14 protein-coding genes are annotated in these 16,394 nt (G+C 30.7%); 11 read left to right on the plus strand and 3 right to left on the minus strand.

All coding sequences use genetic code 11. The features are described 5' to 3' along the window. Positions 1 to 90 precede the first annotated feature (90 nt). Both ACZ451_RS02500 and ACZ451_RS02505 read left to right on the plus strand, forming a co-directional pair. Positions 91 to 3,042 carry a DUF5060 domain-containing protein gene (locus ACZ451_RS02500; protein WP_464215508.1) on the plus strand — a complete coding sequence of 984 codons (2,952 nt, stop codon included), beginning with the start codon at positions 91 to 93 and terminating at the stop codon, positions 3,040 to 3,042. A gap of 222 nt (positions 3,043 to 3,264) precedes the next feature. Next, on the plus strand, positions 3,265 to 3,876 hold the full coding sequence (locus tag ACZ451_RS02505; protein ID WP_464215509.1) for a methyltransferase family protein: 612 nt from the start codon (positions 3,265 to 3,267) through the stop codon (positions 3,874 to 3,876). 45 nt (positions 3,877 to 3,921) lie between these two features. On the opposite strand, the gene ACZ451_RS02510 is transcribed toward ACZ451_RS02505, so the two are convergent. The 3 genes from ACZ451_RS02510 to ACZ451_RS02520 form a co-directional block, all read right to left on the minus strand. Beyond that, entirely contained in the window at positions 3,922 to 4,317 is a 396-nt protein-coding gene (locus ACZ451_RS02510; RefSeq protein ID WP_464215510.1) for a response regulator, read from the minus strand. Between the two features lie 85 nt (positions 4,318 to 4,402). Beyond that, positions 4,403 to 4,804, minus strand: a complete 402-nt coding sequence (locus ACZ451_RS02515) for a response regulator (protein ID WP_464215511.1) — start codon at positions 4,802 to 4,804, stop codon at positions 4,403 to 4,405. Positions 4,805 to 4,818: 14 nt separating this feature from the next. Beyond that, the gene (locus ACZ451_RS02520; RefSeq protein WP_464215512.1) at positions 4,819 to 6,651 is read right to left on the minus strand and encodes a PAS domain-containing sensor histidine kinase; all 1,833 of its coding nucleotides are present in this window, start codon (positions 6,649 to 6,651) and stop codon (positions 4,819 to 4,821) included. Positions 6,652 to 7,378: 727 nt separating this feature from the next. On the opposite strand from ACZ451_RS02520, the gene ACZ451_RS02525 reads away from it, so the two are divergent. From ACZ451_RS02525 to ACZ451_RS02565, 9 genes are all read left to right on the plus strand, one after another. Next, complete coding sequence (locus ACZ451_RS02525) at positions 7,379 to 7,840, plus strand: hypothetical protein (protein WP_464215513.1); 462 nt, start codon at positions 7,379 to 7,381, stop codon at positions 7,838 to 7,840. A 33-nt stretch (positions 7,841 to 7,873) separates the two neighbouring features. After that, positions 7,874 to 8,512: a LytR/AlgR family response regulator transcription factor gene (locus tag ACZ451_RS02530; protein ID WP_464215514.1), complete on the plus strand. Its 639-nt coding sequence runs from the start codon at positions 7,874 to 7,876 to the stop codon at positions 8,510 to 8,512. Positions 8,513 to 8,853: 341 nt separating this feature from the next. After that, on the plus strand, positions 8,854 to 9,714 hold the full coding sequence (locus ACZ451_RS02535) for an SDR family oxidoreductase (protein WP_464215515.1): 861 nt from the start codon (positions 8,854 to 8,856) through the stop codon (positions 9,712 to 9,714). 1 nt (position 9,715) lies between these two features. Continuing rightward, positions 9,716 to 10,069, plus strand: coding sequence for a DoxX family protein (locus tag ACZ451_RS02540; protein WP_464215516.1), 354 nt, complete (start codon positions 9,716 to 9,718; stop codon positions 10,067 to 10,069). A 274-nt stretch (positions 10,070 to 10,343) separates the two neighbouring features. Beyond that, positions 10,344 to 10,706, plus strand: coding sequence for a PadR family transcriptional regulator (locus ACZ451_RS02545; protein ID WP_464215517.1), 363 nt, complete (start codon positions 10,344 to 10,346; stop codon positions 10,704 to 10,706). A 2-nt stretch (positions 10,707 to 10,708) separates the two neighbouring features. Continuing rightward, positions 10,709 to 11,131 carry a hypothetical protein gene (locus tag ACZ451_RS02550; protein ID WP_464215518.1) on the plus strand — a complete coding sequence of 141 codons (423 nt, stop codon included), beginning with the start codon at positions 10,709 to 10,711 and terminating at the stop codon, positions 11,129 to 11,131. 162 nt (positions 11,132 to 11,293) lie between these two features. Beyond that, positions 11,294 to 12,259, plus strand: a complete 966-nt coding sequence (locus tag ACZ451_RS02555) for a hypothetical protein (RefSeq protein WP_464215519.1) — start codon at positions 11,294 to 11,296, stop codon at positions 12,257 to 12,259. A gap of 316 nt (positions 12,260 to 12,575) precedes the next feature. Further along, on the plus strand, positions 12,576 to 12,995 hold the full coding sequence (locus ACZ451_RS02560) for a DUF2147 domain-containing protein (protein ID WP_464215520.1): 420 nt from the start codon (positions 12,576 to 12,578) through the stop codon (positions 12,993 to 12,995). 198 nt (positions 12,996 to 13,193) lie between these two features. Then, positions 13,194 to 16,388, plus strand: coding sequence for an AsmA-like C-terminal region-containing protein (locus ACZ451_RS02565; protein ID WP_464215521.1), 3,195 nt, complete (start codon positions 13,194 to 13,196; stop codon positions 16,386 to 16,388). Positions 16,389 to 16,394: the final 6 nt, after the last annotated feature.

Consider the following 16,394-nt stretch of genomic DNA (forward strand, 5'->3'; position numbering starts at 1 on the left):
AATAGATTACTATATAAATAAAAGTAGGAAACTATAAAAAACTACTGATAGTTCTTTACTTTTAAGATACTATATAAAACACCACTAACAATGAAAATTTCTCAACTAAAAAAAGCGCTGTTCTTAATACTCTACCTTTTTATTTCTTTTGCTGTAGGGCAAACAACTCCAAATAAAATCCATATCGAAAAAAAAGGAAACTTAAAAGTAGAGGCCGAAGATTTTCACCATCAGACTAAAACAACTATACGTAAATGGTATACAATCTCTTCTGATTTTAAAAGTGATTTAAAAAAGAATGATTCAAAACTTCACCTTAACGGAGCTAGTGGTAATACTTACATAGAGCTATTACCAGATACTAGAACTAACCATGATGAAAAATTAATTAAAGGCGAAAATTTTAGTAATGAGCCAGGTAAGCTGGCTATTGTACATTACAAAGTTAATATTAGTACACCAGGCAGGTATTATATTTGGGTTAGAGCCTATAGTTCGGGTACAGAAGATAATGGCGTGCATGTTGGAATTGATGGCAAATGGCCAGAGTCTGGACAAAGATTGCAATGGTGTGATGGTAAAAGATCTTGGTATTGGGAAAGCAAGCAACGTACCGATAAAGAACACTGTGGTGTTCCTGGATTAATTTATTTAGACATCCATAAACCTGGAGAGCATGACATACAATTTAGTTTGCGAGAAGATGGCTTTGAAATGGATCAATGGTTAATGACTACTGATAAAAATTTTGTGCCTGTAAATAATATGCAACCAGAAGCAGAAGAGCATGTAGTTTTATCTACATGGGAAAAAATTGCAAAAAAATTCCCTTCAGCAAAAATCATAAAAGCCATAGATTTTAATAATAAAGACAGACAATTTTATAGAGACAGAGATTGGTTTGCTATAAATCCAGAGCAATTTAAAACGGCAGAAGCTACAACTATTTTTAAAGGGCAATCTGGCTTGTATGATATTGTTATTCTTGGTGTAGGTGAGAATGATGGACGATCTTCGTATTCATTTAAAGTGAATGAATATGAGCAAGGAAGTTTTCAACCCCCTTTAAGTATAGATACTTTTGAAGAAGGACCAAAATATGGTAAAACATTCTTAGATGTACAATTAAACACTAATGATATTATTACTTTAAAAGCAGCTATAGGAAGTTCAGATGGAAGGGAATATAGCCGTGGTAGATGGAGCGGCATGGTTATTTTACCAATAGGCAAAGGAGAAAATCTATTACAGAGTTTACAAGAAGAAGAAGCTTCTAAAACCACAGTAAATATTAATGGAGAACTTAAAAAATGGCACAAAGTAAGCTTAACTTTTGATGGTCCAGAAACGTCTGAGCAAGATAATTTTAATCCTTTTATGAATTACAGGCTCAATGTAAGTTTCTCTCATGCTAAATCTGGAAAAACATATCTAGTACCCGGTTATTATGCTGCCGATGGTAACGCTGGCGAAACCTCATCAGAAAAAGGAAATAAATGGCGTGTACACTTTGCACCAGATGAAGTTGGAAACTGGACATACAGCGTAACTTTTAGAAAAGGAAATTGGGTTGCTATTAGTGATAAAAAAGATACCGGGGATAGCGGTAAATTTATGGATGGTTACAATGGCTCTTTCCGTATAGAGAATACCGATAAAACTGGTCGTGATTTTAGAAGTAAAGGGCGTCTACAATATGTTGGAAAACGCTATTTAAGGTTTGCAGAAACTGGTGAGTATTTTTTAAAACAAGGTCCGGATGCACCCGAAAACTTTTTATCGTATGAAGATTTCGATGGTACGTTTCATAATGATGGTCATAAAGATAATTTTATAAAAAAATGGTCAGCACATTTACAAGATTGGAAAACTGGAGATCCAACATGGAAAAATGGAAAAGGAAAAGCCATTATTGGCGCGTTAAATTACCTTGCTTCTGAAGGCTTAAATTCCGTATCGTTTTTAACGAATAATATTGCTGGTGATGATCAAAATGTTTTCCCTTATGTTGATTATGATCACTATGATAGGATTGATGTATCTAAAATGGATCAATGGGAGGTTCTTTTTGAACATGCCCAAAAACTGGGATTATTTCTACATTTTAAGACATTAGAAGTAGAGAATCAAGGCTTGTTAGACAATGGTGGTGTTGGCGCCAATAGCAAATTATACTATAGAGAGCTCATTGCAAGATTTGGACATCATTTAGCATTAAACTGGAATTTATGTGAAGAAAATGGAGAATGGATCAAAAACCACCCTACACCTCCACAAGATACTGAACAGCGTTTGGCAATGACGCATTATTTTAAAAAACACGATCCATATCATCATCATTTAGTAATACATAATGGAGTACTATATGATGACTTATTGGGAACAGATAGCGGTTTAACGGGACCATCTATACAAACTCACAGATCAGATTTTACAACTGTTCATAGTGAAGTATTACATTGGTTAAAGGCTTCAAAAGAAGCTGGTTTCCAATGGGCTGCTGCAGTTGACGAACCTGGTGATGCACAGCATTCTTTAGTAACAGATGCAGAAGATCCTGATCACGATACCATCAGAAGAAATGCTCTTTGGGGAACACTTATGGCAGGTGGATGGGGAAATGAATGGTATTTTGGCTATAAACATCCACATTCAGATATTACATGTGAAGATTATAGATCTAGAGATTTATGGTGGGATCAGGCTGTGAATGCCATTACTTTTTTTAAAGAAAATAAAATTCCATTTTGGGAAACAGAAAACAGGAACGATTTAGTAAACAATTCGGAAAATAAGCATACGGCCTATTGCCTCGCAAAAGAAAATGAAATCTATATTGTATTTCTAAACTCTGCAGAAACAGCTTCTTTAGATCTCACAAATGCCTCAGGAACGTATGAAATACTATGGTATAATCCTAAAAAAGGAGGCGCTCTAAAAAAGTCTAAAATAAAAAAAATAAATGGAGGTGCTATTATAAATTTAGGGAAGTCGCCAGATAAAAAACAAAAAGACTGGGCTATTTTAATCAGAAAAATTTAATCTAGTAACAGTCTAATTACATAAAAGGTTTTTAAATTTATTTTATGGCTAATACAATATTACTTAGTTATTATTAGTTAATAAAATAACCTAAAAACTAAACTGTCATGCCTGAAAACGAAGAAAGTAGTGGTTATGGATCTGTAATCGTAATTGTAATATTAATTGTTGTTAATGTATTAAGCTGGGCCTTTAATTGGGGGTTTTGGCTTTATTAAAGTAATGAAGTTCTCTTTTTCTAATGAAAATACCTTTAATAAGCTTTTAGGATTAAATATCTTCTGTTGGGGATTAGCTGGCTTATTTTTCTCAACAGATGATGCTCTTTCTGTAACGCGAATATGTGTTACTGCAATAAATTTATTTGTAGGCACTCTTATTTTTTTTAGAAAAAAAGCGTTGAGTCCAACTTCATTTATCACTAAACCGCATTGGATTATTGTACTAATTTGTAACGGCCTTATTTTTAAATTAGCACAGCCATTAACAAATTGGTCAATTGGCACTGAGGTATTATTTATTTTAGGAGCTGTTTTTACATTAATTTCTTTTTGTTTTTTAGGAACTAACTTTAGTATTAGACCATCTGTAAGAGGTGTATCTTCTTTAGGAACATACAAAATAGTTAGGCACCCATCTTATTTAGGAGAGTCTTTAATGGCATTAGCCTGCGTTATAAGCAGTTTAAGCTTCTATTCTATTGTAATATACATTACGCTTTTAGGCTTTCAAGTTTGGCGTATTCGTGAAGAAGAGGCATTGCTTAGCATCCTACCTGAGTACAATACTTTTATCCAAAAAACAAAATGGCGTTTGCTTCCTTTTATATGGTAAGCGAAATAAATTCTTTTTAAAAAAGAATCATTGCATTGTTTTTAATTAAACTTTTCTAGATTTAAAAATCCGTTCTAAATTATCTTTTGAAAGGGGTTTATCAAAATACCCCTGAACTAATGGATGGTTTTTAGCTCGTTCACGATCTTTAGAATTATTAAAAGCAGATAGCACATAAACTTCAATACTAGGTTTTTTACCAAATATAATCCTAAGTCTATTTAAAAACTCCCATCCATCCATACCTGGCATAATAAGATCTAATAATAATATATCAGGAATTTTTTGTTTGTTTTTTTTACGCTCAATTAGCATCTCAAGACCTTCCATAGCACTATCATAACTCACTACGCTACATTCTACATTAGATTGTTCAATTCTATATATAGTTGCAAACTGAGATACTAAATCATCATCTATAATACACACACTCAATTTCATCCTTCCGTTTTGAAATGTGCCGAAATGTAATGAATGTTTTAGAATTTTAAAAAGTAAACCCCAATAATAATTCTAAAATATACACTTAGGCAACTTCTTTAAGCACATTTTCTAGATCTTTATAGGTTACTGGTTTCAGTATATAATTGTTCACATAACTATAATCTTTTGCTTTTTCTAAATCTCTTTGATCTACAGAAGAACTAACAATATAAATAGTAACCTTATTTCTAATATGTTCTGGTATTTTTTTAAAATCTTCTAAAAACTCCCATCCATCCATTATTGGCATATTAAGGTCTAAAAAAATAATTGAAGGAAGTTTCCCTCCATTCTTCACTAATTCCCTTAAACTATTGATAGCTTCTTGTCCATTTTCATAAGTAGATAATTCGCCAAAAGAATCTGTTTTTCTCATGATTACTTTAATTCCAAAAACAAATACTGGATCATCATCAATAATAAATGTGCGATCTAATTTCTTCATAATAATGTGAAAATTTAATTCTTATAAAAATAAAGTTTAAACTCAGTACCAAGCCCTACTTTACTATCTACTGTTATTTTTCCACCCATAGCTTCCATTTGATTTTTAGTAATAAAAAGGCCTATTCCTTTGGCTTCTTTATGCTTGTGAAAGGTTTTATACATCCCAAATATTTTTTTACCATACCGATCCATATCTATACCTAATCCATTATCAGAGAAATGAAGAATTACACAATCGTTTTCTAAATTTGATGTAATTTTTATAATAGGAGCCACATCTTCATTACAATATTTGATGCTATTGGTAAACAAATTCAGTAAAATACTATCTACATATGCAGGAACTGCCCTAATGATTAAGTCTTGATCTACATTAATAATGCACGAAACATTATTTTTATGAATTAAGGTACTTATACTTTTCTCTACCGCTTTTATAATCTTATATAGATTAACAGATTCTATCTTCTCTTCTAAACCAACTTTTATTTGTACAACTTCATTTAAATGTAAAACAGCTTCATTTAGACTTTCAGAAGCATTATTCATCATTTTAAACACATTTTTGCGCTCAGCTAGATCTATTGTTTTTTGATCTGCATTTTCATATTGCGTTAATAAGCCTGTAAGCATAGATAAATTACTAGAATGTGATCTTAAATTATGAGATACAATATGAGCAAAATTGGTTAAATGTTCATTTTGCTTTTTAGTGATTTTAAGCAAGTTTTGTTGCTGTGTCTCCCAAGCTTTAATAGCGGTAATGTCTCTATTGATACCAATAAGTCGTATTGCTCTTCCATCTTCATCTCGTTCTACTGTAGCTTCTGCTTTAATAAATTTAACTTCATCATTTGGCCAAATTATTCTAAACTCTATTTCAAATTCTTTTTGGCCTTCAACAGCCATTTTTATTTCATTGCGGCATCTTACTTGGTCATTTGGATGAATGCTGGAAACTAGAATATCATAAATACTAGGGGAGTTTTCTTTTTCAACACCATATAATTTATACATAATATCATCCCAAACTATATTATCATCTATAACATTGTATTCCCATATACCAATATTTGAGGCATTAGTAGCAATACTTAAACGTTCAGACATTTCTGCATAGGCAATCTCTTTCCTTTTCTTTTCATCAATATCTTGGAAAATCCCGATAATACGCACACATCTACCATTAATAAATTCTCCTTCTCCTTTAGCTCTAACCCAAATTTCTCTTCCTTTAAAAGTGATGATTTGCAGTTCTGTATCCCAAGGTTTACCAGATTCTAAACATTCACTAATAAGCATTTGTATGGTATCTCTATGCACTCCTTTCTTATAAAAATTTATCCCATCATTTAGAGTGGGGATATAATTTTTATCTACTTCATGGATTTCTTTTGTAACATCTGTCCAATACACCTCATGCGCTACAATATCAAACTCCCAACCACCTATTCTACTTACACTTTGTGCTTTTAATAATAATTCTTCTCTACGCTTTTCCTTTGTTATATCTTCTTTTAAGATAATAAGCCCTCCAATTTCTCCATAAGAATTTTTCCAAGGGTTTATCTTCCATTTAAGCCATTGCACTCTTCCCTTTTCAGAAATAAACTTTTGACCATTGCTTACAGAAGACTTTCCTTCTAAACATTCTTTATGTATGCTTAAAAATTGGATTGGTGTGTTTGGTAGTAATTTATAATAATTTTTTCCTACAATATCAAAATCTAAGCCCATTTCTTCTAACCAAACTCTGGAATGGCCTAAAAAACGCATTTTTGTATCCACAACCGCTACAGCAGCTGGAGAATCTTTAATTAAAAAGCTAGTGAAAATTTGATCCAATTTAACAAGAATTTTATTATTACTTACAAAAATACTTATAAATAACGTAAGTATTTACTTTAAATTATATAGGAATATAAGAATTAAATATTAAAAATCTAGTATAGGGACTGATTTTTTTATGATAAAGAAACAACTACGTTTTTGAAAATAGCAAAAAAGAATTTTAATAGATATCGTAGAGTGTATGCTGTAATACAAAAAGTAAAGAAGGTTGTTTTTTCTATGGTTTTTTCACAATAGCACATAACATACTTATATCCAAACTATTAAATTAAGGTTTGTTTCTATAAATTTTTACTATTTGGCTCTTTGTATTTAGAAATATTTATAAGAAAAGGATTAATTCAGTTGAGATAGATCATTATATCGAGCGTAATTTTCGCAATATTTAAATTAATATACAATGTAAAACCCTCGTACTATTCCAATAACACACACAAATTTTTGTTTAGGCATCCAATTGGACTATTTAAACAAATTATACCTTATAATAGGTACGAACGTTAATGGCAATAAAATGATACTTTCTTAAAAATTATTAATCTTCATGCAAAGGAAGTTTTAACTTATATGCTGTATGACTCCAATATTTTGTAATTAATAGAAACTCTACAAAAAAATAATTAATTATAAAATCCTGGTAATCAAATAGATATAATTATTATTATTTTGGCACAACTTTAGTTTTGTAATAAATCATATAAATAGTACAGATATAAAAAGTATGAGTATAAATAGTAATGTTATAGAGAAGCAATCATATGCTACATTTCTTAATCCATCTGAATGGGTAGATAAATATTCCGATGAATTTTATAAAAATGCATATTTAACTACAGACAATCATGCTAAAGCAATAGAAATAGTAGAATCAACCTTCTCTAAAGGCATTGCTAATTTAAAAAATGTTCATACTCATATTGATGAAAAAGAATGGCTTTTGGATTTTCAATCTGAAATTCTTGAAAACTATAAAAAAATCCAAAACAGTAAATACCATCTAACTCAAAAAAAAATTAATGATTGTCTTATGGCTATGCCAAAAATACAAGCAGAAGTTTTTAGATTAAAAACATTTACAAAGATGGATAATTATAGTATTTGCAACCAAATGAAAATTTCTGAAGAGAAATTATGGTTACTTATCGCGCAAGCAAGATCACAGGTTATTAGCGCTATCTATTAAAGAAATATATAAAATCACCAAAAAAAATGCATAATGGATTTTCTGTATAATAATTATCTTTTTATCAGTAAAGTTTACGGAGACAGTATCATAGCTCCTGTACAACAAATTTACAATCAAAACTTAGTTTTAATTTTAATAACAATTTTACTGGCCTTATTTGCTTTATTTAATTATTCTAGAATAGTAAGATTAAAAGAAATATATGCGTCTAGTTCTACACAGTTAAACAAGATGCAGACACAATTGTCTTCTAATAGTTTTATAAAAACCGCAAATAAAAGTTCAGAAATTATAAAGCCTGAATTGTTAGTTAAGGAAGAGGTAAAAACATTAAAAAAACGAATTTTAACCTATCACAGAAACGAAATACATGTAGTACCAGTAGCTGAAATTGCCTTTATATATACCGAAAACGCTATTACCTATGTAATAGATAAAAATGGAGATAGAAGTTGCTCTGGTGAAAGTTTAGATACGCTTATTACTTCTCTTGGTAAAGCTTCTTTTTTTAGAGCTAACCGACAATTAATTGTATCTACTTTTGCGATTAAAAAAGTAATTAAAATGGGGAATTGTAGTTTAAAAGTAGAAACTACTGCACAATCTGATGTACCTATTTATATAGGTAAAAATAAAACTGCTGCTTTTAAAACTTGGCTAAATGGTTAAACACAATTAACCTCTAATTATTTCTATACATAATTGAAACTTTAAAAAGCCTCTTCAAAAAAATGAAGAGGCTTTCGTTATTTATACGATAAAGATAGTAGTCTTTAAAAATTTTATACTTAAGGTTATATATTTTAGACAAAAGATAGTAGTCTTTATGCTAGTTTTTTAATATTTTTAAATAATTAATAAATGCTTGTTATAGCCAAGTTCAAGTTCTTAGCCTAAAAACCGAGAATACTTAACCAAGATTCCATCTAAAAACAGGATAAATTTCAACTTAAAATTTGAGTATGTTTTACACGCTTCGCTAAATTGAATTTTATCAATAAACATAGAAAATGAAAAAAAATGTCTTAATCACTGGAACATCAACAGGAGTAGGTTTTGAAAGTGCTATTTTGTTTGCTAGTACTGGTTACAAAGTCTATGCAACAATGAGAAATCTTAAAAAAGCAGATGCTTTAAAAAACAAAATTAAAACGGATAATTTAGACATAGAAATACTTCCACTTGATGTTACAGATATTGCCTCAATCAATTTAGCATTAAAAACAATTATTAAACAAGACGGCAAAATTGATGTTTTAGTAAACAATGCTGGTGCTGGATTTGCAAAAACAACAGAACAATCAACTATAGAAGAAATTAAGTGGGTTACAGAAGTAAATTATCTAGGTGTTATTTATTGCACTCAAGCGGTTTTACCCTTTATGCGAAAGCAAAAATCAGGTCAAATTATAAGTGTTACCTCTGTTGGTGGTTTGGTTGGCCAACCATTTAACGAATTGTATTGTGGTGCAAAATTTGGTGTAGAAGGGTTTATGGAAGGCCTTGCTACATATGTATCTGATGCTTTTAATATTAAAATCACTTGTGTAGAACCTGGTGGCATTTCTACAGAATTTATGGCTTCTGCAATTGGTAAAACAGCTGTTGATGGACAATTTGCAACCGGCGAATACCTACCCATTTTTGAACGGTACATGGCTGGAAATCAAAAAAGAGCAAGCGAGAGTAAAACACAAATTTACCAATCTGCTCTTGAAGTTTCAGAAGTTATTCTAAAACTATTAAAAATGGAAAAGCCGCCTTTAAGGATTAGGACCTCTGCATGGGCTGAAGAATTTTGTGCATTAAAAACACAAGCAGACCCAGATGGGACTAAAATAGTGAATCAAATAAAAGAAAGCTTCTTATAATATGAAAACAATCTATTGGGTTTCCACTACTTTAATTGCACTTTTTTTAGCTTTAAGTTCCTACACCTATTTATTTAGCAAGGCAACTATTGAAGGTGTAAAAGAGTTAGGGTTTCCTGATTTTTTTAGAATTCAATTAGCAGTTTTAAAAATAATTGCTGTATTTCTTATCATGATACCCGTAATTCCAATAAAAATTAAAGAATGGACTTATGCTGGTGTTGGCTTATTCTTAATCACAGCTTTTGTGGCCCACATCAAACATAAAGATTCTGTTTGGATTTTAGTTTTACTCCTATTTTTATTTGCTGTTTTAATCATATCTAACATGTATATGAACAAACTGTTCAGGTAAATCCTCTTGGTGAAGACGATTACTTTTTAAAGATTATAAAGAAGAGACGATCAAGTTATAAAATGTATTCCTTTACAAACATAAAAACAAACAGATAATAGTGGGTGAACTGAATGGAACAACTAGTTGCTTTATACCCTTATTCACTGTAACCACATAAAGAAATGCTATACGTTTCCTATAGCAACCCAATGCTTTAATCTTAGTCTAAATTTCTAAAATAGAAAAAAAATAATATATTTGTATTATACAAGTTGTATAATACTATTTGATTATGGCAAAAAATATACTACCTGATTTATTATACTCATGGGAGGAAACTTATAAAAAAGGGCAATTAACCCTATGGATTTTCCTTGCACTAAAGGACGGGCAAAAATATGTTGACGAAATCAAAGAATTTATAGAAAGTAAATCCAAGAACACTATTAATTGCGAAGAACAAAGCCTTTATCGAAATTTAAGAAAGTACCAACATATAGATGTAGTAACATTTGAAAATAAAAAAGGAAATAAGGGTCCCGATAGAAAGTATTATTATTTAACTGAAATGGGAGCTGAATTACTGGAGCAGTTTATTGAAAGGAACATTAAACTATTTTTTTCTACCGAAATAAATAACCTCTTAAACAAATAAATATGAAATTACTCACTACACCAAACCTCTTAAAATTTACAGTAGTAACAGTACTGCTTACCATACTATTCCGTATTGGTTTAAGTACATCCATAACAAACGAACTAAAAATAGCAGTAATTTTATCTGCAATTAGCTATGTTATACTAATGCTCATTAACGGAAGTTATTTTGGAAGAAAAGAATACGAATATCTCCCCATTTATGATATTGGATTTAGGTTTCACCTTTCCACATTTATTGTGCATAATGGGATTTCATTAGTATGGTTTGCTTTTGGGTTTCAATCAAAATACGAAAATATAAACACTATTTATATTACAGCTTTGAGCTGGTCTGTCTTTCTAATGATTCATTTTATATATTACCTTTCAATAAGGAAATCTACCATCAAGGATTTAGATAAAGAAGATCTATTCGAATAAAAAACCTTACTTAATCACAATGAATAGTAATTGTCTTTTCTTATCTACTGAGCAAATTCTTTATGTTTTTTTAATCACATGTTTACTTTAAAAGTTAAATTTAAAAAACAAAACATCTATGGATAGCCAAAAACCTTTGTAAATAGCACTAAAAACGATATGATGAAAACAAAACACCTTTTAAAATTATATATTTTACTTCTAATTGTAAGTTGTAAAACATTACAAACTGAAGAGAAAAAAACACTAAATAAATTCATTAAATTTAATTGGATAGCTAACGAAATTAATGGAAAACTTTATGAAAAATCTGCGATAAACATTGATTTTACGCTTATCAATTATAAGCAGAAACTTAATTTACAATTCGATACAGGTTCTCAACAATCATTTGTTAGCGCTGAAATGTTTGACTTAATTTTAAAAAAATATCCAGACTTAGTTGCTAAAGTTGACACCTTAAAATATGATGAAACCAATAGCGACATCGTATTAAAAGATTTGCCTATCCAATCAAACCAACAAACATTTTTGTTAAATCTGTATAAGGGAGAATCCGAAAACCAAAGTACAGTTGGAGAAGATAACGTAATTAGTGGTACTTTGGGTGCAGATTTTTGCGCTGATAAAATTGTTATTATTAATTATCCATTACAAGAGATTGTATTTGATTCCAATATTCCAAATGAATGGAATAATAATATGGTAGATTCTAAATCAATGTTTGGAAAATTAAATATTCCAATAAAAATTAAAAACAAAACGGAATTTGTTTTGTTTGATACAGGAGCAAGTATTTTTGAATTAGCCACCACACCAAATGGGTATACCTCTTTATTTGGAAATCTAGACTTTACCGAAGAAATTGAAGTTCCCTCATTTGGAACAATGTTAAATTTTAAAGGCAAGAAAAGTAGTGAGCGTATTACAGTAGCAGGAAAGGAAATTAAAAATCCTTTTATTCATTATTCTGAGAACCCAAATGTTATTGGTTTTATGGAAGAATCAGAATTATTTGGAGTAACTGGAAATGCACTTTTCTTAAATGAAATTGTCCTCATAGACTTTAGTAAAAACAAATTTGGAACGCTAGAAAATACGATGTACCATAACGCATATAAAAAGTAAAACATTCAAAGCTAGACCTTAGTCAGAAAAGGAATCGCATCATGAACTTCTGGTTTTCAACGAAGATTCTCTTAAAAAAAGAATTTTTTAGGTCTTTTAGGTGAAAGATAATCATCCTTATCATAGTTTTTAATATTTTTAAGTTGAAATAAAGGTGTTAATCAATGAGCTGGGAATATTTAACCAATTCCGCTAAAAAAGTGAAATTAGTTCAACTTACACTAATGAGTATGTCTTATAGACTCCTCAATAGCGAGTTTCACTAATATAAAAGCAGCAATAGCTTAATAAACGCTTTAAAAACTATTTGATACAGATGAAATATTTATGCACGCTATTTATAATTGGCTTAAGTTTTGTAAGTCACGCACAATCAATCATTGGGCAATGGGAAACCATTGATGATACTACCAAAGAAAAAAAAGCACTGATAGAAATTTATAAAACAAACAATCGTTATTCCGCTAAAATTGTTAAAAGCTATGTAAGTGATAAAAATGCTGTTTGCGATAATTGTAAAGGAACAAAAAAAGGCAAACCTATCATTGGCTTGGTTATTATTGAAGACCTTGAAAAAGATGGAGATGAATATAATAGCGGTACAATTCTAGATCCAGAAAATGGAAAAACATACAAGTGTTATGTAGAGTTGGTAAATAAGGATAAATTGAAAGTAAGAGGCTATCTTGGGTTCTCTCTCTTTGGCAGAACGCAATATTGGATTAAGAAGCAATGAAAGGACCTAGAAGGTTGTATTATGAAAAGCCCAAATTCTAAGCGCTAAAATCACTATTTTATTTTCAGTCACCACCAGGTTATTTGTAAGAAAGAAAATCATAAATACAATAGGCTAGATACTATTTCTTCATACGAATTCGTTACTTTTAAAGTCAAGCATTTTTTAAACAGCAAATAAATCTTAAAGACCTCTACCTTGAAAATTAAAAAATTCTGGAAACGAATTTTAGTAGTACTCATCTCAGTGCCAATTTTAGTAGTAGGAGGCATTGTACTATACATTCAAAGTAATCAATCTGAAATTATTAAAGGAGAGATTGCAAAACTAAACAAGGAACACAAAGGCCTTATAAGTATTGGTGAAAGTGAATTATCTCTTTTTGCTAACTTTCCACACATCTCTATAAAAGCCTATGATGTAAGAATTCTTGAAACAAAAGAAGACAATGCTCCTATTGTAATGGATGTAAAGGACATTTACATAGGTTTTAACCTATGGGATATTGTTACTAAAAACTATGATATTCAATCTATACTAATTGAAGAAGGCGTTTTTAATATTGTGATTCATGAAAATAATACCACAAATATTCAAAACTCCTTAGCAAGCACTTCAGATACAGAGACAAGCTCCACAAATATTCATCTAAAAAAAATTAAATTTAAAAACTTAGATATCCACACTTTAGACGAAGCCACCAATACAGATGTTGAAAAATTCATCTATACGGGTACAGGCGGTTTTAGTCAAAAAGACAGTATTATCGCAGGCCATATCGATACAGATTTTGAATTAAATGTGATTAAAGATGGAGATACTACCTTTTTTCATAAAAAGCATTTTGAAATTCATACAGACCTTGTATTTAATGAACAAACAGGCATCTTAGACATAGAACCTTCAGGGATTGTCATGGAAAATGGTGAATTTGAATTAAAAGGCTCTATAGATACCAAAAATGATGTAGATCTTGACCTTTCTATAAACGGAACAAAGACTAATTTTGATATGTTTATCGCATTTGCTCCAGCAGATGTAATACCAGTGTTAGAGAAATATAACAATGAAGGTAAAATTTATTTTAATGCGAGTATCCAAGGGCCAGCTAACAAAGGAAATAAACCTGCAATTAATGCAAATTTTGGAGCAGGAAAAGCCTTTTTAGAAAATACGGAAAGAAATAAAAAAATAGATAACCTGGGCTTTAAGGGTCATTTCTCTAATGGCGAAAATAGAGACACCAGTACTATGGAATTTTCGTTAAATGATATGACTGCATCTCTGGAAAAAGGGGAATTTCAAGGTTCTATTTCTGTCAAAAATTTTGAATCTCCGGAAGTAAACATGCAACTCAACTCAAATTTTAATCTTGATTTTATTGCAGAATTTTTTGAACTAGAGCAAGTGCAAGACCTTGCTGGAGAAGTTTCGCTAAAAATGAATTTTCATGATATTATAGATATTGATAAGCCAGAAAAAGCATTACAAAAACTTAACCAAGCTTACTTTGCAGAATTGATTGTAAAAGACTTGAGTTTAACCGCTAAAGAGCTCCCTGCACCTTTACACAATTTAAATGTACACCTGGTTATGCAGGGTAAAGAAGCTAACTTAAAACAGTTTCAACTATTGATGGGGAAATCAGATCTAACGGTGAGTGGTTTTCTTTCGGACTTACCTGCCATTGTACACCATACAAATATCCCTGTAAAAACGCATTTAGATATTGCCTCTAAACATTTAGATATTGCTGAAATAACAGGTTTTTCAAAACAAGACACTATCCAAACTGGTGTTGATGAACAAATAAAAAATCTAAGCTTAGGGCTTTCTTTTACAGCCTCTGCTAAAGATTTTACTGAATCTAAATACCTACCGAAAGGAGATTTTTTTATTGATAGTTTATATGCCGATTTAGAACATTACCCGCATAAACTGCACGATTTTCATGCCGATATTTTTATAGATGACAAAGACCTAGAAATTATAGATTTTACAGGTTATATAGATGATAGTGATTTTCATTTTGATGGATTCATACATGATTATGATTTTTGGATGCAACCCGAATTAAAAGGAGATGTGGCTATAGATCTTAGCCTCAAATCTGACAAATTAAGACTAGAAGACCTCTTTTCGTATAAAGGAGAAAATTACGTTCCTAAAGAGTACAGGCATGAAGAATTTAACAATCTAGCATTGCATATTAGCGCTGGCATGCATTATAAAGATTCCGTTTTGCATTCTATTGATCTGGCATTAGATAAGTTAGATGCTAAAATGAAATTACACCCGCTTCCTTTTGATCATTTTAAAGGAAACATCCATTATGAAGATGAGCACTTGGTTATCAAAGATTTTCATGGAGAAATAGGAGCTACCAATTTTAATTTTGATCTCAACTATTATTTAGGAGAAGACCCGCAAATACAGAAAAGAGATAATTCTCTTCATTTAAAAGCCAATTATATCGACTTTGATGCACTGTTCAATTTTAATGTAAATCCGCCAAAATCAACAGCAACAGCAAATTCAAAAACGGCAGATGTAAAGGCACATGCAGAAGCTTTTAATCTCTACGAATTGCCCTTTACAGACATGCAATTTAAAGTAGCCATTGGGCATTTTATATACCACAAGATAGATTTACAAAACATCAAATCAACTATAAGAACAACACCCAATCATTACATATATATCGATACACTCAGCATGGATGCCGCAGGAGGAAATATTAGATTAAGCGGTTATTTTAATGGTAGCGATCCAAAACACATCTATATGCAACCAGATTTGGTCTTGAATCATGTAGATTTGGATAAATTACTATTCAAGTTCGAAAATTTTGGGCAAGACCACCTTGTTTCAGAAAATTTACAAGGAAAACTCAGCTCTAGAATTAAAGGTAAAATAAGAGTATATCCAGATATGACCCCAGACCTAGACCAATCTACACTGGAGATGGACGTAAAAGTATTAGATGGAAGGCTAAAAAATTACGATCCTATGCTGGCACTTTCAGATTATATGGGCGATAAAAACCTCCAAAACATTCGGTTTGACACTTTACAAAATAACTTGGAAATACAGAAAGGAAAAATTCATATCCCAGCAATGACTATCGAATCTAGCTTGGGCCATATGGAACTATCTGGCACACATGATAGTAATCAAAATATCGATTATTATGTACGTATCCCTTGGAAAACAGTACGAAAAGCAACTTGGCAAAAATTATTTAAGGGCAAAAAAGATTCGGTTCCCAATGAAGAGCAAGAAGATGAAATTGTAGAAGTAGATTCCACTAAAAAAATAAAGTATTTGAATCTAAAGATTAAAGGAAATATCGATGACTATAAGATTTCGTTAGGTAAGAAAAAGGAGAAATAGATGTTT

It is taken from the genome of Allocellulophaga tsushimaensis (assembly GCF_055383085.1).